Origin of the sequence: Microbispora sp. NPDC088329 (assembly GCF_040685655.1) — a bacterium.
Taxonomy (GTDB): Bacteria; Actinomycetota; Actinomycetes; order Streptosporangiales; family Streptosporangiaceae; genus Microbispora.
In genome coordinates this window covers 42666-62810 of sequence record NZ_JBFBIP010000016.1, presented here as the reverse complement: position 1 = coordinate 62810, position 20145 = coordinate 42666, and the positions used below count along the sequence as shown (strand labels likewise).

The following is a 20145-nucleotide window of genomic DNA, read 5'->3' as shown; positions in this document are numbered from 1 at the left end:
AGGGACGGCTTGGTCCTGGTTCATGGTCCAATCGGAGGCCATTAGAGTGGACCAATGGCCGATCTTCATCTCGTGGTCGACCGGGCCGCGGGCGGGCTCGCCGGGCAGATCGCCCGTGAGGTGCGGGAGGCCGTCCGGTCCGGGCGGCTCGTCCCGGGCACGCGCCTGCCCGCCACCCGCGATCTCGCCCGCGATCTCGGCCTGTCGCGCGGCGTCGTGGTCGAGGCGTACGAGCAACTGGTGGCCGAGGGAGTGCTCGACTCCAGAACGGGCGCGGGCACCCGGGTCGCGGCGGGGGCCGGGCGGCAGGCCGTCGAGCAGAGCCCGGCCGATCGGGAGGGCCGGCCCCACTACGGCCATCGGCCCACGTCGCCGGACCTCGGCCTCTTTCCCCGGCAGGCGTGGCTCGCCGCCGTCCGTCATGTGCTGGCCACGCTGCCCAACGACGCGCTCGACTATGGAGACCCCGGCGGTGTGCCGGCTCTGCGCCGCGAACTCGCCGCCTACCTCGGCAGGGTGCGCGCGGCCGACGCGTCACCGGACGACGTCGTGGTCGTGACCGGGGTGGCGCAGGGGCTCAGCCTCGTCGTGCAGACCCTGGTGCGGGACCGGGGCCGCGGGATCGTCCTGGCTGTGGAGGACCCGACGAGTGCGCGCCAGATACCGCTGCTCCGGCGGGCCGGGGCGGACATCGTCCCCGTGCCCGTCGACCGCGAGGGGATCGTCGTCGAAGCCCTGCCGGGCGACGCCGACGCCGTGGTGGTCACCCCCGCACACCAGTACCCCACCGGCGTCGTCCTGTCCCCGGCCCGCCGCGCCGCGCTGATCGGCTGGGCGGCCCGCACGGGCGCCCTCGTGCTTGAGGACGACTACGACGCGGAGTTCCGCTTCGACCGCGACCCGGTCGGGTGCCTGCAGGGCCTCGCGCCCGACCGGGTCGTGCTCGCCGGCAGCGTGAGCAAGGCCCTCGCCCCGGGGCTGCGGCTCGGCTGGATCGCGGCGCCCCCGCGCGTCGCCCGTGCCGTACGGCTCGCGCGCGGAGAGCTCGACCTCGGCTCGCCGGTCCTCGACCAGTACGCGCTCGCCCACTTCATCGACGCCGGCGCGTACGACCGGCACCTGCGCCGGATGCGCCGGGAGTACCGGCGGCGCAGGGACGCTCTCGCCGGCGCCCTGGCCGAGCATCTGCCCTGGATCACCGTGCACGGGATCTCGGCGGGACTGCACCTGTACGCCGAGACGGGCGGAGGGCGTGACGTGGACGGCCTGGTGCGGGCCGCCCGCGCCGCCGGCCTGTCCGCGGAGGCCGTGACGCCGGCCCACGGCCCGCGGGGGCTGGTGATCGGCTTCGCCCGCCTCCCGGCCCACCGCGTGACCGAGGCCGTACGCGCCCTCGCGGGAGACGTCAGGAGGTGACGGCGGGGGCCGCGGGGGCCGGGCCGGCCGCACGCGGCTGGAAACCGCGTGCGAGCAGGATGATCGCGGCGGCGAGGACGAGCGGTGCGGCGAAGGCGACGCGGAAACCGGAGGCGTCGGCGACACCCCCGACGACCGCGGCCCCGACGATGAACCCCACGTAGTTGAACATGTTGACCCTGGCGATCGCCACGCCCGTGCCCTCGGGGTCGAGCCGGCCGGCCGCGGAGAACGACTGCGGGGCGACGACGGACAGGCCGATCCCGGTGAGGGCGAAGCCCGCGATCGCCAGCGGCACCGTCGGCGCCGCCACGATCGCGACGAAGCCCAGCGCCGCGACGGAGCCTCCGGCCCGCACGATGGCCGCGGGGCCCCACCTGCGCACCGCGAGGTCGCCGCCGACGCGCACCAGGAACGTGGTGAGCTGGTAGGCACCCAGGGCCAGCGGGATCACGGTCGCCGAGGCGTGCAGGACCTTGTCCATGAAGACGGTGCCGAAGTTGGAGACCGACGAGTCGCCGACGTAGAGGAACGCCATCGCGAGGCAGAGGGGGATGATCGGGCGCCACGCCACCCCGGTCGGCGTGCCGGCGGCCGGGTCCTCGTCCCGGTCCGCGGACGCGTGGTGTTCCTCCTCGGGCCGGTAGAGCCGGAGCGAGGAGGCGACGGCGACCGCGGCGGCCGGAACAAGGGCGATCGCGAACGTGACGGGCAGGCCGAGGCCGAGCGTGGCCGCCACCGAGGCCCACAACGACCCGATGACCGCCGCGACGCTCCACAGCGCGTGAAACCCGGTGAGCACCGCCCTGCCGTACTCCCGTTCGACCGCGACGCCCTGCATGTTCATGCCCGCGTCCACCCCGCCCAGGCCGAGGCCGAACAGGACGTTGGCCGCCACCAGCATGGGGACGTTCGGGGCGAGGCCCGCGAGCACGACGGCGGCGCAGGCGAGCGGCTGCACCACGCGCAGGATCAGGCGGCTGCCCCACCGGGACGCGGCGGCGCCCGCGAGCACGCTCCCGGCCCCCGCGATGACCGGGACGACGAGAAGCAGGATCGTCAGCTCGCCGTCCGTCAGGCCGTGCTTCTTCTGCAGCGCCGCCACCTGGGTGAGCAGTGTGGCGAAGGTGAGGCCCTGCACGAAGAACACCGCGAACGTGGCGAGCCGCGCCTGCCGATCGCGAGGAGTGGGCACCGTGTCCATAAGTGGCACCGTGGGCCTCCGCGAACATGAGGGGGGTTCAAGTTTTGGCCAGCGTAGGAGCCGTCACCCGCCCGGTCAATGGGGTGCGCCGGCCCGTGCGACCGGCCCGTGCGACCGGCCCGTGTGATCGGCCCGTGTGATCGGCCCGTGTGATCGGCCCGAGCGACCGGCCCGTGCCACCGGTCGGCGCCGCCGGTCAGGGCCTGCCCCCTGCCTCCCGTGCGGCCATCCAGGCGGCGACCTGGGCGCGGGAGGCGAAGCCGAGCTTGTCCAGGATGTGCTCGACGTGGCCCTCGACCGTGCGCTGCGAGATGACGAGGGCGGAGGCGATCTCCTTGTTGCTTCGTCCCTGCGCGATCAGCTCGGCGATCTCCCGCTCGCGCCGGGTGAGCGGGGACGGCTCGGCCGTCGAGTCCGCCGCCGGGGGGCGTCGTGGCCGCGTGGGCTCGGCCTCCACGAGCGTCTCGTCCGCGCGCGTGCGCCCGGCCTCGATCCGGTCGCCGAGCGCCTCCTCGATCGCCTCGTCCGGCGTCATCCGGCGGCCCCGGCGCAACTCCAGGCCGAGGGCCTTGTCTCCCATCCTGCTCCGGAGCGTGGCCAGGCAGCTCTCGTGGAACTCGGCGAGCCGCTTGACCCTGGTCGCGGTCAGGCCCATCGTGCGTCCGATCTCCTCGACGGCTCCCAAGAGCCGCGCGGCGTCCGCGTGACGGCCTTTCCTCGTGAGGATCCAGGCGAGCGTCTGCAGGTTCGTCGCGGCGTTCAGCCGGTCGCCGAAGTCGCGGCCCAGAGCCAGCCCCTCGCGCGCCAGTGCGGTCGCCCGCTCGTCGTCGCCGTACTGCCACAGGTAGATCGCGAAGAACGTCAGAGCCCAGGCCCGGCCGACTTTCTCCCCGTGTCTGCTGGTCAGCTCGATGCTCCGCTCGAACAGCTCCGTCGCGCGCTCGTGGTCGCCGAGCTGGCCCAATGTCGCCGCCAGCGTGGTCAGCGACGTCAGTATCCCGTTCTTGTGACCCGCGGCCTCCTGTTCGACGAGGGCCAGGTTCAGCAGTTCGGCGCAGCTCGTGTAGTCGCCCTTGTAGTGCGCCGCCAGCCCGGCGATCAGGGACACGTACGCCAGGATCTCCGGATCGCCCAGTTCCTCGGCCAGCGCCCGGCCCTCGTCGAGAAGCGGGAGGCCCGCCGCGGTGTCCCCCTGCGTGAGCGCCAGGAAGGCGTCGAAGAGCAGAGCGCAGGCGCGCAGCTGGGTGCGTTCCGGCGTCGCCGCCAGCATGCGGTCGAGCCAGTGGCGACCCTCGTTGTAGAAGGCGTTGGTTGTCCAGTAGGGCTCGATGAGCAGGGTCGCCAGGCGCAGCCCGGTCTCCGCCTCGCAGGGCTCCTGCAGGCAGAAGTCCATCGCGGCGCGGAGGTTCGCCTGCTCCAGGTTGAGCCGCCTGGACCAGGAGAACTGGTCGGGGCCGAACCACTCGTCGGCGGCCTGCCGCGTCAGCAGGAGGTAGTGATCCCGGTGCCTCCGCTGGAGCGACCGGCGCTCCGCCGGCCCCCCGAGCCGCTTGCGGCCGAACTCGCGCAGCGTGTCGAGCATGCGGTAGCGGACCGCGCCGGCGTGCTCCTCGCGCAGCAGCAGCGACTTGTCCAGCAACGCGTCGAGCAGATCGAGCACGTCGTCCCGTTCGATCCCGTCACCGGTGCAGACCGCCTCGACGGCGTCCAGGTCGAAATGCGAGGGGAAGATGGACAGCCGGGTCCACAACGTCCGCTCGGCACCGGGCAGCAGCTGGAAGCTCCAGTCGACCAGCGCGTGCAGTGTCTGCTGTCGTGGCACGGCCGTACTGCTGCCTCCGGTGAGCAGGCGGTAGCGATCGCGAAGGCGCTCGACGAGCGCGTTCACCGACAGGGTCCGCAGCCGCACCGCGGCGAGCTCGATGGCCAGGGGGATGCCGTCGAGCTGGCGGCACAGCTCGGCGACGGCCGCCTGGTTGTCCTCGGTCACGGCGAAGCCGGGCAGCACCGCCGCCGCCCGTTCCGTCAGCAGGCTGACCCCGTCGTACAACTCCAGCGACCTGCGGTTCAGCGGCCGGTCCGGCTCGGGGACGGGCAACGGCGGGATCTTCATCTGGTGTTCGCCGGTGATGCCGAGCGACTGCCGGCTCGTCGTGAGGATGCGCAGCTCGGGGGCCGCGCGCAGGAGCCGGTCGGCGAGCACGGCGCACGCGTCACGCAGATGCTCGCAGTTGTCCAGTATGAGCAGGGTCCGCTGCGAGGACAGCACCTGCTCCAGCGAGTCCGCGGGGCAGGCCGACGCCTCGTCCCGCACGCCCATGGTGGCCGCCACCGTCTCCGTGACGAGCCCGGGATCGGTGACCGTGCTCAGGTCCACCAGCCAGACGCTGTCGAACGCGCGGCGCTGCTCGGCGGCCGCCCGCAGGGCCAGCCGGGTCTTGCCGACGCCGCCCACCCCCGTCAGGGTCACCAGGCGCGACGCGGCGAGCAGCCGCCTGATCTCGGCCAGCTCGCGCCTACGGCCGACGAAGCTGGTCAGGTCGGCCGGAAGGTTGCCGACCTGCCGTGTCACCGCCCCCGCGACCACCTCCTCACGCTAAGCGGCCACGAAGTGCCCGGTCAACGCGGGGGCCCGGCACCGGGTGCCGCGTCGAGTGGTGACCGCCGCGCGAGGACCGCTTACTCTCGATGGTGTGAGCAGCAGCGAGTCCTCAGCCGTGAAGTGGATCTCCGCCTTCCTCTCGCCACGCACCCCGGACACGCCCGACCCCTCCCTGATGCGGGCCTCCGACGCGGACCGGGAGCGGATCGTCGAGGTGCTCGTGGACGCCGTCACCGACGGGCGGCTCACGCCGCTGGAGCACGAGGAGCGGGTGGAGCGCGTCTGGGCCGCGCGGACCCTCGGCGAGCTGGCCGAGCTGACCGTGGACCTGCTACCGCCGGAGAGCCAGCCGTTCCGCATGGACAGCCGCCCCGTCACCGCCTTCTTCCGTACGGAGACCCGGGGCGGCCGGTGGGTCGTGCCCTCCCAGGTGCCGGTGACCTCCCTGGGCGGCACCGTCTCGATGGACCTGTGCGAGGCGCTGCTCCAGTCGCGGCACGTGGTGGTGCAACTCGCCGTCATGGCCGGCACGGTCAACCTGACGGTTCCCGAGGGCGTGCGGATCGTGACCGCCCCGGACGCCCGCGTCCGGTCGCTCAGGAACGAGGTACGGCTCCCGCCGGGCGTGACCGATTTCGCGCCGGACGCACCCGTGATCGAGCTCGCCGGGTTCGTCTTCGGCGGAAAGGTCGTCGCCCGCTCGCCGAAGCGCCCCCGCCGCCGCCTGTTCGGCCGCTAGACGGCCGTGTCGAAGTTGATCGCGCTGTAGGCGCCGAGCTTCCAGAGCTGGTGCTCGCTCTCGATCTTCCGGATCGTGCCGGACCGCCCGCGCATGACGAGGGAGTGCGTGACCGCCGCGCCGCCCTGGAACCGCACGCCGTGCATCAGCTCGCCGTCGGTGATGCCGGTCGCGGCGAAGAACACGTCGTCGGAGCGTACGAGGTCGTCGGTGGTGAGCACCTGGCCGAGGTCGAGCCCGGCGTCGAGGGCCTTGCGGCGCTCCTCCTCGTCGCGCGGCCACAGCTTGCCCTGGATGACGCCGCCCATGCACTTGAGCGCGCAGGCGGCGACGATGCCCTCGGGGGTGCCGCCGATGCCGAGCATCAGGTCGACACCGGTGCCGTTGCGCGCCGCCATGATCGCGCCGGCCACGTCGCCGTCGGTGATGAAACGGATCCGGGCGCCGGTCTCCCGGATCTCCTTGACGATCCGCTCGTGCCGGGGCCGGTCGAGGATCACCACGGTGACGTCGGACGGCTTGGCGCCCTTGGCCCGCGCCACGGCGCGGATGTTGTCGGCCACCGGTGCGTCGATGTCCACGTGCTCGGCCGCCTGCTGACCGGTGACCAGCTTCTCCATGTAGAACACCGCGGAGGGGTCGTACATCGAGCCGCGCTCGCCGACCGCGATCACGGAGATCGCGTTGTTCATGCCGAGCGCGCACAGCCGGGTGCCGTCGATCGGGTCCACGGCGACGTCGCACCCGGGGCCGGTCCCGTCGCCGACCTCCTCGCCGTTGTAGAGCATCGGGGCGTTGTCCTTCTCGCCCTCGCCGATCACCACGACGCCCTTCATCGAGACCGTGTTGATGAGTTGGCGCATGGCGTTCACGGCGGCGCCGTCCGCCCCGTTCTTGTCGCCGCGCCCCACCCAGCGCGCGGCCGCCATCGCCGCCGCCTCGGTCACCCTGACCAGTTCCAGAGCCAGGTTGCGGTCGGGTGCGCGTTCTCCCGTCGCCAGAGCGGCCGGTACGTGATCAGCCATCGATCCCCTTCCGGGCAGGTGCCGTTCCAGCGATCGTAGTTCGCCAAGCCGTTCCTGTCCGATTGGTCTGAACCTGTCGGGCCAGGTAGGAGGCCATTTGCGGGCGTGCCACCCCCGGAGCGGACGAGTCGGGGATATCGTCGCCGCATGAGCAGCGACACCGAACGACCAGTGACGATGCGCACGTCGGAGCGCGGCGCGGCGACACGGGGAGCCCTCCTGGAGGCCGCGAAGGAGACGTTCATCACGAGCGGCTTCGCCGAAGCGGGCGTCACCGACGTCGTGGCCAGGGCCGGCGCCAGCGTCGGCAGCCTGTACCACCACTTCTCCGGCAAGGCCGACCTCTACCTGACGCTGTTCGAGGAGTTCCAGAAGCGGCAGACCCAGCGCACCCGGCAGGCGGTGCAGGAGGCGCGGGCGGCAGGGGAGACCGACCCGATGCCCCAGTTCCTCGCCGCCGCGCGGGCCTACCTGGAAGGCTGCCTCGCCGAGCGCGAACTCGCGGCGCTCTTCCTGCGCGGCGACGCCCCGCCCGGGTTTGAGGTCATCATGCGTGACCGCCTCCGGCAGTGGGCCAGGCGCACCGCGGCGTTGTTCGAGCACGAGGACGCCCTGGTCGTCGTCGTCACCGGCGCCCTGGCGGCCGTCGTACAGGAGGTGACGCTGTCCGACGACCCGGAGACGGCGCACCGCATGGCCGAGGACGCTCTTCGCATCATCGGCGATATTCGGCATCCCTGACGGCCGGTACGGCCACCGCCCGCCCCACCGACTAATCTCGCATTACGTGGGACGATTCACCCAGGGTCTGTACGGCTACGCGTTCGCGCTCTTCGTCTGCCTCGCCGCCGTCGGAGTGTTCCTGCTCATCACGCCGCAGAGTCGCACCGAGCACATCCCGCGGGTGGACTTCTCCATCGACCAGGTCAACGCGGCGCGCACGGCGCCGTACGAGGTCGTCGCCCCGAACCAGGTGCTGCCCAACTGGGTGCCCAACAGCTCGTCGCTGAGCCAGAAGAACGGCGTTGTGACGTGGCGGCTGGGGTTCGCGACCGCCAAGAGGCAGCACGCCATGCTCGCTCAGAGCGACGAGAAACCGGCCGCTGCATTCGTCAACCGCATGGCCAACACCGACAAGCCCGGCGGAAGCCGTCAGATCGACGGTGTGACCTGGGAGGAGCGGTTCCGCCAGGACAAGAACCAGCGCACGCTGGTCCGCGTCTTCCCGGATCACGCGGTGGTCGTCACCGGATCGGCCGACTGGGACGAGCTGACCGCCCTCGCCCGGACCCTCGCCCCCCAGGCCACACCCTCTCCCGTTCCGTCAGCCGGCTGATTCCGGATCCCGCCCGAAGGCCTCCAGCAGATGCGCGACCAGGGGGCTCCGGTCGTCCTCGCGCCAGCCGACGGCGACCCGGGTGCGCGCGTTGGGCTCGACCGGGCGGAAGGCGACGCCCTTCAGCCGGATGCGCCGGATGCTCGCCGGGGCAAGGGAGACGCCCAGGCCGGTCTCCACGAGGGCGCACACGGTCTGCCACTCCACCGCGCGCTGCACGACCCGGGGGGTGAAGCCCGCCGCCTCGCACAGGCCGACGATCTGGTCGTGGAGTCCCGGCCCGGCCGCGCGGGGCAGGAGCACGAAGGGCGAGTCCGCCAGTCGCGCGAGCCGTACGGTCCGCGGGGCGGCCAGCGGGTGGGCGGACGGCAGCACGGCCACGAAGGGCTCGGTGAGCACCGTCCTGAAGGCGAGCCCAGCCCTGGCGGCAGCGTCGTCGGCGGCGTGGTCGGCGGCGTGGTCGGCAGGGGGTTCGCGCAGCAGGCCGACGTCGATGACTTTGTCGCGCAGAGCGGCGATCTGCGGAGCGGTGGTCATCTCGCGGATGTCCAGCCGGACGTCGGGGTAGCGCTCCCGGAACGCGCGCAGCAGACCGGGCAGGACGGTCAGGGCGGCGGAGGCGGCGAAGCCGATCCGTAGGCGGCCGGTCCGGCCGCTGCCGGCGGCCCGGGCGGCGGCCAGCCCGTCGGCGAGATCGGCGAGGGCGCGCCGGGCGGCCGGCAGCAGTTCGCGACCCGCCGCGGTGAGGGCGACACGACCCGGTTCCCGCGTGAACAGAGGGTGGCCCACCTTGTCCTCCAGGCGGCGGATCTGCTGGCTGAGCGGTGGCTGGGCGATTCCCAGGCGGGCCGCCGCATGGCCGAAGTGCAGTTCCTCGGCGAGCACGGCGAAGGCGTGCAACTGCGCCAGGGGGAGTTCGGGACGCTCCATACGCTTACAGATATCAGGAGCCGTCCGAAGACGTATTAGACGTATCGGCATGCGTCGGCCTAGCGTTCGGCGCATGACAGAGCGACGCGCGATCCTCGGCGGTTCGACGTTCGAGGAGCAGATCGGCTACGCCCGTGCCGTGGTGGACGGCGACCGGGTGCACGTGTCCGGCACGACCGGTTTCGACTACACCACCATGACGATCTCGGAGGACGTGGTGGAGCAGGCCGAGCAGTGCCTGCGCACCATCGAGGCGGCGCTGTCGGAGGCGGGGTGCACGTTCGCCGACGTGGTGCGGGTGCGCTACCTGCTGCCCGAGCGGGCCGACTTCGAGCCGTGCTGGCCGGTCCTGCGCCGTCGCTTCGGCGACGTACGGCCGGCGGCCACGATGATGCAGTGCGGCCTGGCCGATCCCCGCATGAAGATCGAGATCGAGGTCGACGCGCGGCGGCCCGGCTTCTGACGGCCCGGCAGTTCGCCGCTCTCTGGCACGCCTGGGAAGGGCTGGTCAGAAGGGGGCCTCTTCGGGGCCGTTCGGCTGGGGCTCCTGGCGCTGGGCCATCGCGGCGGCCAGCTTCGCGCGGGCGCCCTGGAGCCACTCCTCGCAGATCGCGGCCAGCCTCTCTCCCCGCTCCCACAGCTCAATCGACTGCTCCAGCGTGAGCCCGCCGGTCTCCAGCCGGCGCACCACCTCGGTCAGCTCCTCGCGGGCCTTCTCATACGACGGCGTCTGCTTGTCCGACGGGGTCTGCTTGTCCTCAGCCACGTCCCCACCTTAGAGGCGGGGACCGACACTCCGGGCGCCTCTTCAAGCTGTCCGCTATGGGCATAAATGTGGTGATTAGTCCGTTATTTAGGTGTACTAACCATCTTCGGGGGCGATGATCGGGGGGTCATCTTCATGTGTGGAATCAGCGGCTGGGTGGACTACGGACGCGACCTTCGTCGCGAACGGGAGACCCTGCAGGCCATGACGGACACGATGGCGTGCCGGGGGCCCGACGCCGAGGGGGCGTGGCTCGCTGCGCATGTCGCGTTCGGCCACCGGCGGCTGGCCATCATCGACATCGAGGGCGGGCGCCAGCCCATGACCGCCGAGGCCGAGGGCGAGGTCGTGGCCGCGCTCACCTACAGCGGCGAGGTCTACAACTTCAGGGAGCTGCGTGCCGAGCTCGAACAGCGCGGGCACCGGTTCCGGACGCAGAGCGACACCGAGGTCGTCCTGGAGGCGTACCTCGAATGGGGCGAGGGCTTCGTCTCCCGCCTCAACGGCATGTACGCCTTCGCCATCTGGGACGCCCGCCGCGAGGAACTGCTGCTCGTACGCGACCGTATGGGGATCAAGCCCCTGTACTACTACCCGACGTCCAACGGGGTCCTGTTCGGCTCGGAGCCCAAGGCCATCCTGGCCAACCCGCTCGCCGAGCGGGTGATCGACGCCGACGGCCTCCGCGAGATCCTGGCGTTCGTCAAGACGCCGGAGTGCGCCGTCTTCCGCGGGATGTACGAGGTGCGGCCCGGCCAGGTCGTGAAGGTGCGGCGCGAGGGCCTGAGCAAGCGCCGCTACTGGCGGTTGGAGGCCCGCGAGCACACCGACGACCTGCAGGCCACCATCCGGACCGTGCGGGAGCTGCTCTACGACATCATCGAGCGGCAGCTCATCTCCGACGTGCCGCTGTGCACGCTGCTGTCCGGCGGTCTCGACTCCAGCGCGGTCACCGCGCTGGCCGCCCGTGCGCTCGCCGGCCAGGGCGCGGTGCGGTCGTTCTCCGTCGACTTCACCGGCTACAGCGAGAACTTCCAGGCCGACGACATGCGCGACACGCCGGACACGCCGTACGTCCACGACGTCGTGCGGCACGTCGGCTCCGACCACACGGACATCGTGCTGGACTCGGGCGACCTCATGGATCCCGCCGTCCGCGCGGCCGTCCTGCGGGCGAGGGACCTCCCCCTCGGCATCGGCGACATGGACACCTCGCTCTACCTGCTTTTCAAGGCGATCAGAGGGCACTCGACGGTGGCGCTGTCGGGGGAGTCCGCCGACGAGGTGTTCGGCGGCTACCGGTGGTTCCACGACCCCGAGGCCGTCAACTCGGGCACCTTCCCGTGGCTCGCCATACAGGGCCAGACGGGACTGTCCAGCCGGGGCGAGTTCCTGAACGAGGAACTGCTGCGCAAGCTCGACATCCCCGCGTACCGCGCCGACAGCTACCAGCGGGCGCTGGCCGAGGTGCCCCGCGTGCCGGGGGAGACCGGGCTGCAGAAGCGGATGCGGGAGATCAGCTACCTGCACCTGACCCGGTTCGTGCAGATCCTGCTCGACCGGAAGGACCGCATGAGCATGGCCGTGGGCCTCGAGGTCCGGGTGCCGTTCTGCGACCACCGCCTGGTCGAGTACGTCTTCAACGCCCCCTGGGCCATGAAGACTTTCGACGGGCACGAGAAGAGCCTGCTGCGCGCCGCCACGGCGGACGTGCTGCCCCGGTCGGTGGTCGAGCGCCGCAAGGTGCCGTACCCCTCGACGCAGGACCCGGCGTACGAGCGCGCGCTGCGCGCCGAGGTGACCCGGGTGCTCGACGGGGACCCGGCCATCGGCTGCCTGGTCGATGCGGGCAAGGTGCGCACGATGCTCGACCAGCCCCTGGGTGCGGTGAGCCTCCAGGGCGCCCGGACGTCGCTGGAGGGCATCCTGCAGATGAACGCCTGGCTCGGCGCCTACGACGTCAGCCTCGCGGTCTGACCCACCCTCGAACGTGATCTTGTAGTTGGTCGCACCCGTACCAGGAGGACCTGGTCATCTACCGTCCGTGATCTTGCGGCTCTATGGAGCAAGATCACGGGCGTGGGTCGTCCTCGTCGAGGGTGGCGGTGACCGTCACCCGGTCGTCGGAGAAGCGGATCGTGAGCTCGTCACCGGGCTTGACGTCCTCGGCCAGGCGGACGACCTCGCCCGAAGGACGCTGCGCGATGGCGTAACCGCGCTCCAGGGTGGCGGCGGGGGAGAGGGCGACGAGCCTCGCCCTGAGGTGTTCCAGCGAATCCGCCGAGCGGTCCAGCGACGCCGACAGGCAGCGCCTCGACCGCTCGCGCAGCGCGTCGACCTGCTCGGCCCGCCGGTCGAGCTCGCGCACAGGATCGGCGAGCGACGGCCGGGAGCGAACCGACTCGAGCCAGGACATCTCGCGCTCGACCCAGCCGCGCAGCACCCGGCGGCCCCGGTCCCTGAGCTGATGGATCAGTGTGAGCTGCTCGCCCACGTCGGGCACGACCTTCTTGGCCGCGTCAGTCGGGGTCGAGGCACGCACGTCGGCCACCAGATCCAGCAGCGGGCTGTCCTGCTCGTGGCCGATCGCGCTCACCACCGGCGTACGGCAGGCCGCCACGGCCCGCACCAGCGACTCGTCGGAGAACGGCAGCAGATCCTCGAGCGAGCCGCCACCCCTGGCGATGACGATCACGTCGACCTCGGGGTCGGCGTCGAGCTTCCGCAGCGCCTCGGTCACCTCGCCCACGGCGTACGGCCCCTGGACGGCGACCTGCTCCACTGTGAAGCGGACGGCGGGCCAGCGGCGGCGGGAGTTCTCCAGCACGTCACGCTCGGCGGCGGAGTCCCGCCCGCAGATGAGTCCCACCGTGCCAGGAAGGAACGGCAGCCGTCTCTTCCTGTCGACGTTGAACAGGCCCTCGCCCGCCAGCACCTGACGGAGCCGCTCGAGCCGGGCCAGCAGTTCGCCGATGCCGACGGGGCGGATCTCCAGGGCCGTGAACGCGAAGGAGCCCCTGTTGACCCAGAAGTCTGGCTTGACGTGCATCACGACACGCGCGCCGTCCACGGGACGCGGCACACTCGCCTCGTACACCCCGCGCGCGCAGGTGATGCGCGCCGAGACGTTGGCCACGGGATCGCGCAGCGTCAGGAAGACGGTGCCGCCCCGGGCCGTCAGCTCGGTGATCTGCCCTTCGACCCAGACGGTGCCCAGCTTGCCGATCCACTGGGCGACCATCTGCAGCACCGACCTGATCGGCAGGGGCGCCTCCGGGGACGTCTTCGCGCTCAAGTGCCCTCCTCGCCTGACCCGCTCGTCCCTGCAGGCTAGCCGTACTCCCCGACAATCCACAGGCGAGCAGGCGGGTGACGGCGCGCCCCGGCCCGCCCGGGACGTCCCGAGGGCGGGCGCGGGCGGGCGCGGCGCGGGATCAGGACTCGGACTGCAGCTTGGACAGCCGGTTCTGGAACATCCGGACCACCTCGGGGCGGTTAAGGTGCGCCTGCTCGTAGTCCAGCAGCGCGTGCACCTGCTCGGCCGACTTGCCGCGCATCCGGGCCCGCAGCGACGCCACGGAGAGGTTCGCGTAGTTCGGCATCGGCTCGGCGGACTCAGCCGTCTCCGCCGTCGTCTCCTTCACCGCGGGCTGCTCCGCGGGCTGCTCCGCGGGCTGCTCCGACGGCTGTTCCGCCGTCGCCTCGGCAGGGCTCTGCTGCGCCTGTGCGGCGGTGGTGGTCTTCCTGCGGGTCCTGGGGGCCTTCGGCGCGGCGGTTTCCGTGGTCTCCGCGGTCCCGATGGCCTCGGCGCCCTCGGGGCTCTCGGCCGTCTCGGGGGTGGCCTTGCGGCGGGTGCGTGGCTTCTTGGGCGCCTCGGCGGGCGCTTCGGCGGGCGCTGCGGCCTCGGCGGTCCCGGCACTCTCCGCGGTCTCGGCCGTCTCCACGGGCTTGGCGGCGGCCTTGCGGGTGCGCGGCTTCTGCGGCTTCTCGGGCGCTTCGGCGGGCGCAGCGGCCTCGACCGGCACCTCGGCGACGGCCTGGGGCTCGGCCTTGACGGGAGCGGCCTCGGGCTTCTGGGCGGCCTCGGCCGTCGGCTCGGCTACGGCCTGGGGCTCGGCCTTGACTGGTTCTGCCTCGACGGGTTCTGCGACGGGAGCGGCCTCGGGCTTCGGGGCGGCCTCGGCCGTCGGCTCGGCTACGGCCTGAGGCTCGGCCTCCGCGGGCGCCGCCTCCGCGGGCGTCTCGGGCGTCACCGCGCCGGCCTGCTCGGCCTGTTCGGCCTTGCTCGGACGGGGAGCGTAGATGACGGGCTTGCGGGGCTCGGTGCGCTCCTCGGCGGTCTGCGCGTCCCGCGGCGCCTGGGTGGCCTCCGGACGCCCGCCGTCCTGCGCCTCGCCACCGGCGAAGCGTTCCTTGACGGTGGTCTTGATCTTGTCGCCGACCAGCAGCGCCTGTCCGACCCCGTTCAGAGCGGTCTGAAGGACTGTAGTTATTGCTCTAAGGACGGACATTTCGGCTCCCGGGGAGATGTGTATCTGGTACACCCAGTCTTGCAAGACCAGGGTCAAGAAGCGGCTCGCGTTCCACATAGCATAGGAACATGGACGTGCAGACCTCAGCGACCCGCCGTGTCCTGATCGCCAAGCCCCGCGGCTACTGCGCGGGAGTCGACCGCGCGGTGCAGGCGGTCGAGCGGGCGCTGGAGCAGTACGGCGCGCCCATCTACGTACGCAAGCAGATCGTGCACAACACCCACGTCGTGAAGACGCTGGAGGAGCGCGGCGCCGTCTTCGTGGAGGAGACCGAGGAGGTCCCCGAGGGCGCCATCGTCGTCTTCTCCGCTCACGGCGTCGCGCCCGCCGTGCACGAGGAGGCCGAGAGCCGCCGTCTGCGGACCATCGACGCGACGTGCCCGCTGGTGACCAAGGTGCACAACGAGGCCAAGAGGTTCGCGGCCAAGGACTACGACATCCTCCTCATCGGACATGAGGGACACGAGGAGGTCGAGGGCACCTCCGGTGAGGCGCCCGAGCACATCCGGTTGGTGGACGGGCTCGACGGCGTCGACGCGGTGTCCGTACGAGACCCGGAGAAGGTCGTCTGGCTCTCCCAGACGACCCTGTCGGTGGACGAGACCACCGAGACCGTCGCACGGCTGCGGACGCGCTTCCCGAACCTCATCGACCCGCCGAGCGACGACATCTGCTACGCCACCTCCAACAGGCAGACCGCCGTCAAGCAGATCGCCGCCGAGTCGGACCTGGTCATCGTCGTCGGCTCGGCCAACTCCTCCAACTCCAAGCGGCTGGTCGAGGTCGCCAAGGACTACGGCGCCGCCGCCTCCTACCTCGTCGACGACGCCTCGTTCGTACGGGACGAGTGGCTGGAGGGCGTGCGCACGGTCGGCCTGACGAGCGGCGCCTCCGTACCCGAGGAACTGGTGCAGGGAGTGCTCGCCAAGCTGGCCGGCCACGGCTTCACCGATGTCGAGGAGGTCGAGTCGGTGCAGGAGAGCATGCGTTTCGCCCTCCCCCACGAACTCCGCAAGGACCTCCGCGCGGTCTGACCGATACCGGGGCTACTCGTCGGCCGCCCTGCCGTACACGCGGGGCTCGAAGTAGCCCTCCGGCTCGGGATCGAACGCACCGGCGCGGCGACGGCGGGCGCGTGCGGCGGGCGTGGGCGTGGGTGCCGGCGCGCCGCGCAACTCCCTCAGGTTGCCGGGCAGTCCACGCACCCACGCGACCCCCAGCGTCAGCGCGGAGCCGAGGAACAGCCACGGCGCGCCGGACGACAGCGAGGTGAACATGCCGAGCCCGAACGTCTGGAGCAGCGAAGCGGACCCGACCGCTCGCACGAGTTCCACCAGCAGGGCCGCGCCGAAGAAGACCAGTGGGGGCGTCACCACCAGTGGCAGCAGGTCGCGGGGGCGCACCAGCAGGACCGCCGCGAGGCAACCGGCCACGAACGCGGGCCCGGGCAGGAACGGCATGCCCACCAGGCTGATCACGAAGAGCATGACGATCGCCCCCCGAGCGGTCAGCCGCAGCCCCGCTCGACCGGTGCCTGTCATCGGGCCCCCTTACGACAAGTCTCGCGTCAATTTACCGTTCTGATGTTGCGGGGGAGGGGGGCTTACCCGCTCTTCACCTTCGAGTTCGGGGATGGCGACCGGCCGGGGGACCTCCTCCACCGCCGCCGGAGCGTCAAGCGAGTAGTCCACCAGCCCGAGGTCGTTCATCCTCCGCGCGCTGACCAGGACCCGGCTCTCCAGCGAGCCGACCGTCTGGTTGTACGCGGTGACCGCTCTGGTGAGCGCCTTGCCCAGGTTGTCGACGTGGCGTCCGAGGGAGCCGAGCCGCTCGTACAGCTCCTTGCCCAGATCGAAGACCGCCTTGGCGTTCTCGCTGACCGCGGCCTGCTGCCAGGCGTACTGCGCGGTGCGGAGCATCGTGACGAGCGTCGTGGGAGTGGCGATGTGGACGCGCCTGCGCATCGCGTACTCCAGCAGCCCGGGATCGCGCTCCAGCGCGGGCGCGAGGAACGCCTCGCCGGGGATGAACAGGACCACGAACTCGGGCGACGGGCTGAACGCCTGCCAGTAGGACTTGGCGGCTAACCGGTCCACGTGCTCGCGCACGTGCCGCGCGTGGGCGTCCAGCCGGGCCGAGGCGAACGCGGGATCGGCGGCCTCGGCCGCCTCCAGATAGGCCGCGAGCGAGACCTTCGCGTCGACGATCACGTTCTTGCCGCCGCTGAGCCGTACGACCATGTCGGGCCGGACCACGCCGTCGCGGGTGGCGGCGCTCACCTGCTCGTCGAAGTCGCAGAAGCGGGCCATCCCGGCGATCTCCGCCACCCGGCGCAGCTGCAGCTCTCCCCAGCGTCCCCGGGCCTCCGGCCGCTGGAGCGCCCGCACCAGCGCGTCGGTCTGGGCCTTGAGCCGATCGGAGCTCTCCCGGACGAAGTCCATCTGCTTGCTCAGCTCGGCGCGGGCGGCGCGCGCGCCCGACTCGCTCTCCCTCAGCTGGCTCTCCACCTTGGCGAGCGTCTCACGCAGCGGCGCGATCAGGTTCTCGACCGCCTGCCTGCGCTGGTCGAGGTCCCCGGCCGCCTCGGCCCTGGTGGTGTTCAGCCGGTTCTCGGCGAGTTCGAGGAAGCGCAGGTTGGCCACGTCGAGGGCGTGCGCGGAGATGGCCTGGAACCGCTCGGTGAGCTGGTTTTCCATGTAGGCCACCTTGTCCTCGGCCGCCCGCGTCCTCGCCTCGGCCTCGGCCACCCTGGCGGCGTCCCGGGCGGCACGGCCCGCGGTCCGCATCCCGGCGAGCGCCGCGCCGACCACCACGCCGATCACCAGTCCCAGTGCGAGAGCCACGACATCCACGGTCTGGATGATTTCAGGCATTGGCGTGCCAAACAGGGAGGCGCGCCTGGAGCGGGCCGAGCCGGACGACGCGGCCGTCGATGTCCGGCGCACCCACCGAGACCCCTAAACTCGGGGTACGTGAGCCTGAGCATCGGCATCGTCGGCCTGCCCAACGTCGGCAAGTCCACGCTTTTCAACGCCCTGACCAAGAGCGGGAACGCCCTGGCGGCCAACTACCCGTTCGCCACGATCGAGCCCAACGTGGGCATCGTCGGCGTGCCGGACTCCCGTCTGGACACGCTGGCGGAGATCTTCGGCTCCGCGCGCATCCTCCCGGCCAAGGTCGAGTTCGTCGACATCGCGGGCCTGGTGAAGGGTGCCTCGGAGGGGCAGGGCCGGGGCAACCAGTTCCTCGCCAACATCCGCGAGACCGACGCGATCTGCCAGGTCATCCGGGTCTTCTCCGACCCCGACGTCACGCACGTGGACGGCGAGGTGGCGCCGGAGCGCGACATCGAGACGATCAACACCGAGCTGATCCTCGCCGACCTGCAGACGATCGAGAAGGCGGTGCCCCGTCTGCAGAAGGAGGCGCGCACCAACAAGGACCGCAAGGTCCTCCTGGAGGCCGCCGAGGCCGCGGCGAAGCTGCTCGACACCGGCACGACCCTGTACGCCGGGGGCAAGGCGGCCGGGATCGACCTCGCCGACCTGCGCGAGCTCCACCTCCTCACGGCCAAGCCGTTCCTGTACGTCTTCAACCTCGACGCCGACGAGCTGACCGACGCCGACCTGCGGGCCAAGCTCTCGGCGCTCGTGGCGCCGGCCGAGGCCGTGTTCCTCGACGCGAAGATCGAGTCGGAGCTGGTGGAGCTGCCCGACGACGAGGCGCTTGAGCTGCTGCAGTCGGTCGGCCAGGAGGAGTCGGGCCTGTCCCAGCTCGCCCGGGTCGGGTTCGAGACGCTGGGCCTGCAGACCTACCTCACGGCCGGGCCGAAGGAGGCCCGGGCCTGGACGATCCGCAAGGGCGCGACCGCTCCCGAGGCCGCCGGGGTCATCCACACCGACTTCCAGCGCGGTTTCATCAAGGCCGAGGTCATCTCGTTCGACGACCTGGTGGAGGCGGGTTCGATGACCGCGGCCAGGGCGGCGGGCAAGGCCCGCATCGAGGGCAAGGACTACGTGATGCGCGACGGCGACGTCGTGGAGTTCCGCTTCAACGTCTGAATCGGCACTGTCCGCCCTGCTCATGCCTTCGGGGACTCGTTCTGGGGCACATCTGGGGCACACGACCTCAAGGCGGCCCGAAGCCGGGCCGCACGCGCCGCCGTCACGGCAACGCCGCCGCCTCCCGCTGGCGCTCCCGGCGGCCGGCTAAAAGCACCGCCGGACGGCTGGCGCGGACGAGTCGAGGCGGGCCACCGCGCGACAGTACAGGTCTGGTCACGGGCGGTGGGCTGAGCTGGAACGGCCGCAAGTACGGCGCGGTGCGTGGTAGCGCCTCCGGCGGGGGGCGCTCCGGCTCCGGGATGGCCTCGAACACACGTGAGGGTTGTGGGGTGGCTGGTGTGGGAGCCATCCCGCCCGCGATCGACCCCAGGCAAGCCCAGCAGCCCGCCTCCTCCGCCGCAAGCCCGGCTGTGACCGTTGGCGTCCAATCACCGTGGAACGTGCCCAGGCGGAGGGACACGTCAAGCCGGGCTTGCGCCTCTGGCACCGGCCCGCTGCCGCTCCGCGGTGGGGTCGACGGCAGACGGGATGGCCAGCACGCGCGTCCGCGATTGTCCCCGAAGGCTCTGATTGGGGAAGTGGTCAGGGCGTCAGGCCGGGCCGCCATAGTTGGAGGCGGTAGAGCTGGACTTGGTAAACGTCGCGCGGGAAGTCCGGCTCCTCGGTATTGGTCATGACTTTGGTCAGCACGCGAACCGACCAGGAAAGGCCAGTCTCCCCGAGGTCGAACGGCTCGAATTCTTTCGGCTCATGTTCAGAGACGTACTCCGAGAGGGCGATCGTCCCCGAATCGATCCGCAGTTCGCCAGTCCATAGCTCCGCCCAGGACTCCAGCGGCTCCGGGGGGCCGTCCCACAGCTCATACCGGACGAAGTGGTCGTTCTCTTCAACCATCCGACTGGTCTGAAAAGGGAGTTGGCTGGTCAGAACAAGGCCGCTCCGGCCCGCGTGGATGCCGGGACCGACTAGGGGAGCCCCACCCCCGGGACCGGGGTCACCGGTGATTTTCCCGTCCGTCACCTCGGTGATGACGAAAGGATCGCCAGGGGTGAGGCTGATCATCTCCACCATACTGGCGAGCAGATTCACCATGGGTCAATTCTCTCAAGGCGTCGCACAACGTCGGCCGCGTTCCGCGTGTCCCGCGCGGCATGATCGTAACCTATGCTCAAGCTGATAACGCGGATCGAGAACGATACTGCTGGCCGGAACCTAGACGAGCCACCCCGCCCCGGAGCGCTATGTCCCCTGATCAGATGCGTGTTCCGGTTGCTTCACACGGAAGCAGTAAACAGGAAGTCGGGACGGCCTAAGCGCGGCACTGCCCAGGGGACGGCGCTGCCCAGGGGACCATCTGGGGACCACACAACATGCGTACGGGCGAACGCGTCGTCCATCTCCATCTGAAGGCCGCCGAGCTATAAAAACGCGGACTCCAACGTCCTGGGGGTCAAGAGGGAGCACAAGGACGAACTTACGCACCGCCATTGGCGGGCCCGGCGCTCGTCCTCGCGATCCATGAGGGCACAAC

The 20145-nt window shown here is 71.3% G+C and carries 18 protein-coding genes; 8 read left to right on the top strand and 10 right to left on the bottom strand.

Annotated elements, in window-relative coordinates; all coding sequences use genetic code 11:
- Positions 1–54 precede the first annotated feature (54 nt).
- On the top strand, positions 55–1416 hold the full coding sequence (locus AB0O28_RS26690; protein ID WP_363644691.1) for a PLP-dependent aminotransferase family protein: 1362 nt from the start codon (positions 55–57) through the stop codon (positions 1414–1416).
- On the opposite strand, the gene AB0O28_RS26685 is transcribed toward AB0O28_RS26690, so the two are convergent.
- Together AB0O28_RS26685 and AB0O28_RS26680 are read right to left on the bottom strand one after the other, a co-directional pair.
- Complete coding sequence (locus tag AB0O28_RS26685; protein ID WP_363644689.1) at positions 1406–2620, bottom strand: MFS transporter; 1215 nt, start codon at positions 2618–2620, stop codon at positions 1406–1408. The two genes, AB0O28_RS26690 and AB0O28_RS26685, sit on opposite strands and share 11 nt — an antisense overlap.
- A 196-nt stretch (positions 2621–2816) precedes the next feature.
- The gene (locus AB0O28_RS26680) at positions 2817–5192 is read right to left on the bottom strand and encodes a LuxR C-terminal-related transcriptional regulator (RefSeq protein ID WP_363644687.1); all 2376 of its coding nucleotides are present in this window, start codon (positions 5190–5192) and stop codon (positions 2817–2819) included.
- 121 nt (positions 5193–5313) lie between these two features.
- Between AB0O28_RS26680 and AB0O28_RS26675 the strand changes: the two genes are divergently transcribed.
- Positions 5314–5961 (top strand): DUF1707 domain-containing protein, encoded by a 648-nt coding sequence (locus AB0O28_RS26675; protein ID WP_363644685.1) that lies wholly within the window; start codon positions 5314–5316, stop codon positions 5959–5961.
- Here the strand turns inward: AB0O28_RS26675 and glpX are convergent.
- Positions 5958–6986 carry a class II fructose-bisphosphatase gene (gene glpX / locus AB0O28_RS26670; protein ID WP_363644683.1) on the bottom strand — a complete coding sequence of 343 codons (1029 nt, stop codon included), beginning with the start codon at positions 6984–6986 and terminating at the stop codon, positions 5958–5960. The two genes, AB0O28_RS26675 and glpX, sit on opposite strands and share 4 nt — an antisense overlap.
- Before the next feature lie 147 nt (positions 6987–7133).
- Between glpX and AB0O28_RS26665 the strand changes: the two genes are divergently transcribed.
- Together AB0O28_RS26665 and AB0O28_RS26660 are read left to right on the top strand one after the other, a co-directional pair.
- Positions 7134–7727 (top strand): TetR/AcrR family transcriptional regulator, encoded by a 594-nt coding sequence (locus tag AB0O28_RS26665; protein ID WP_363644681.1) that lies wholly within the window; start codon positions 7134–7136, stop codon positions 7725–7727.
- 46 nt (positions 7728–7773) lie between these two features.
- Positions 7774–8322: a DUF4245 domain-containing protein gene (locus AB0O28_RS26660; protein ID WP_363644679.1), complete on the top strand. Its 549-nt coding sequence runs from the start codon at positions 7774–7776 to the stop codon at positions 8320–8322.
- Here the strand turns inward: AB0O28_RS26660 and AB0O28_RS26655 are convergent.
- Complete coding sequence (locus AB0O28_RS26655; RefSeq protein WP_363644677.1) at positions 8311–9252, bottom strand: LysR family transcriptional regulator; 942 nt, start codon at positions 9250–9252, stop codon at positions 8311–8313. The two genes, AB0O28_RS26660 and AB0O28_RS26655, sit on opposite strands and share 12 nt — an antisense overlap.
- A 73-nt stretch (positions 9253–9325) precedes the next feature.
- Between AB0O28_RS26655 and AB0O28_RS26650 the strand changes: the two genes are divergently transcribed.
- On the top strand, positions 9326–9715 hold the full coding sequence (locus AB0O28_RS26650; RefSeq protein WP_363644675.1) for a RidA family protein: 390 nt from the start codon (positions 9326–9328) through the stop codon (positions 9713–9715).
- Positions 9716–9760: 45 nt separating this feature from the next.
- Here the strand turns inward: AB0O28_RS26650 and AB0O28_RS26645 are convergent, their stop codons facing one another.
- Positions 9761–10018: an exodeoxyribonuclease VII small subunit gene (locus tag AB0O28_RS26645; protein ID WP_363644673.1), complete on the bottom strand. Its 258-nt coding sequence runs from the start codon at positions 10016–10018 to the stop codon at positions 9761–9763.
- Between the two features lie 135 nt (positions 10019–10153).
- Between AB0O28_RS26645 and asnB the strand changes: the two genes are divergently transcribed.
- Positions 10154–11995: an asparagine synthase (glutamine-hydrolyzing) gene (gene asnB / locus AB0O28_RS26640; RefSeq protein WP_363644671.1), complete on the top strand. Its 1842-nt coding sequence runs from the start codon at positions 10154–10156 to the stop codon at positions 11993–11995.
- A 94-nt stretch (positions 11996–12089) separates the two neighbouring features.
- Here the strand turns inward: asnB and xseA are convergent, their stop codons facing one another.
- Both xseA and AB0O28_RS26630 read right to left on the bottom strand, forming a co-directional pair.
- Entirely contained in the window at positions 12090–13313 is a 1224-nt protein-coding gene (xseA, locus tag AB0O28_RS26635) for an exodeoxyribonuclease VII large subunit (RefSeq protein WP_363644669.1), read from the bottom strand.
- Between the two features lie 139 nt (positions 13314–13452).
- The gene (locus tag AB0O28_RS26630) at positions 13453–14529 is read right to left on the bottom strand and encodes a hypothetical protein (protein ID WP_363644667.1); all 1077 of its coding nucleotides are present in this window, start codon (positions 14527–14529) and stop codon (positions 13453–13455) included.
- An 89-nt stretch (positions 14530–14618) separates the two neighbouring features.
- Here AB0O28_RS26630 and AB0O28_RS26625 point away from each other — a divergent pair, with 89 nt between their 5' ends.
- Positions 14619–15584, top strand: a complete 966-nt coding sequence (locus tag AB0O28_RS26625; protein WP_363644665.1) for a 4-hydroxy-3-methylbut-2-enyl diphosphate reductase — start codon at positions 14619–14621, stop codon at positions 15582–15584.
- Positions 15585–15596: 12 nt separating this feature from the next.
- Here AB0O28_RS26625 and AB0O28_RS26620 read toward each other — a convergent pair whose 3' ends face one another.
- Together AB0O28_RS26620 and AB0O28_RS26615 are read right to left on the bottom strand one after the other, a co-directional pair.
- Positions 15597–16091, bottom strand: coding sequence for a DUF6542 domain-containing protein (locus AB0O28_RS26620; RefSeq protein ID WP_363644663.1), 495 nt, complete (start codon positions 16089–16091; stop codon positions 15597–15599).
- Between the two features lie 9 nt (positions 16092–16100).
- Positions 16101–17402, bottom strand: a complete 1302-nt coding sequence (locus AB0O28_RS26615; protein ID WP_363644661.1) for a DNA recombination protein RmuC — start codon at positions 17400–17402, stop codon at positions 16101–16103.
- A 120-nt stretch (positions 17403–17522) separates the two neighbouring features.
- On the opposite strand from AB0O28_RS26615, the gene ychF reads away from it, so the two are divergent.
- Positions 17523–18611 (top strand): redox-regulated ATPase YchF, encoded by a 1089-nt coding sequence (gene ychF, locus AB0O28_RS26610; protein ID WP_363644659.1) that lies wholly within the window; start codon positions 17523–17525, stop codon positions 18609–18611.
- 585 nt (positions 18612–19196) lie between these two features.
- On the opposite strand, the gene AB0O28_RS26605 is transcribed toward ychF, so the two are convergent.
- Positions 19197–19706, bottom strand: coding sequence for a hypothetical protein (locus AB0O28_RS26605; RefSeq protein ID WP_363644657.1), 510 nt, complete (start codon positions 19704–19706; stop codon positions 19197–19199).
- Positions 19707–20145: the final 439 nt, after the last annotated feature.

Coding starts and splice junctions, on each gene's coding strand:
- asnB (WP_363644671.1), top strand. CDS start 10,154: ATGTGTGGAATCAGCGGCTGGGTGGACTACGGACGCGACCTTCGTCGC.
- AB0O28_RS26655 (WP_363644677.1), bottom strand. CDS start 9,252: ATGGAGCGTCCCGAACTCCCCCTGGCGCAGTTGCACGCCTTCGCCGTG.
- AB0O28_RS26620 (WP_363644663.1), bottom strand. CDS start 16,091: ATGACAGGCACCGGTCGAGCGGGGCTGCGGCTGACCGCTCGGGGGGCG.
- AB0O28_RS26665 (WP_363644681.1), top strand. CDS start 7,134: ATGAGCAGCGACACCGAACGACCAGTGACGATGCGCACGTCGGAGCGC.
- AB0O28_RS26690 (WP_363644691.1), top strand. CDS start 55: ATGGCCGATCTTCATCTCGTGGTCGACCGGGCCGCGGGCGGGCTCGCC.
- AB0O28_RS26605 (WP_363644657.1), bottom strand. CDS start 19,706: ATGGTGAATCTGCTCGCCAGTATGGTGGAGATGATCAGCCTCACCCCT.
- glpX (WP_363644683.1), bottom strand. CDS start 6,986: ATGGCTGATCACGTACCGGCCGCTCTGGCGACGGGAGAACGCGCACCC.
- AB0O28_RS26630 (WP_363644667.1), bottom strand. CDS start 14,529: ATGTCCGTCCTTAGAGCAATAACTACAGTCCTTCAGACCGCTCTGAAC.
- AB0O28_RS26685 (WP_363644689.1), bottom strand. CDS start 2,620: ATGGACACGGTGCCCACTCCTCGCGATCGGCAGGCGCGGCTCGCCACG.
- AB0O28_RS26625 (WP_363644665.1), top strand. CDS start 14,619: ATGGACGTGCAGACCTCAGCGACCCGCCGTGTCCTGATCGCCAAGCCC.
- AB0O28_RS26650 (WP_363644675.1), top strand. CDS start 9,326: ATGACAGAGCGACGCGCGATCCTCGGCGGTTCGACGTTCGAGGAGCAG.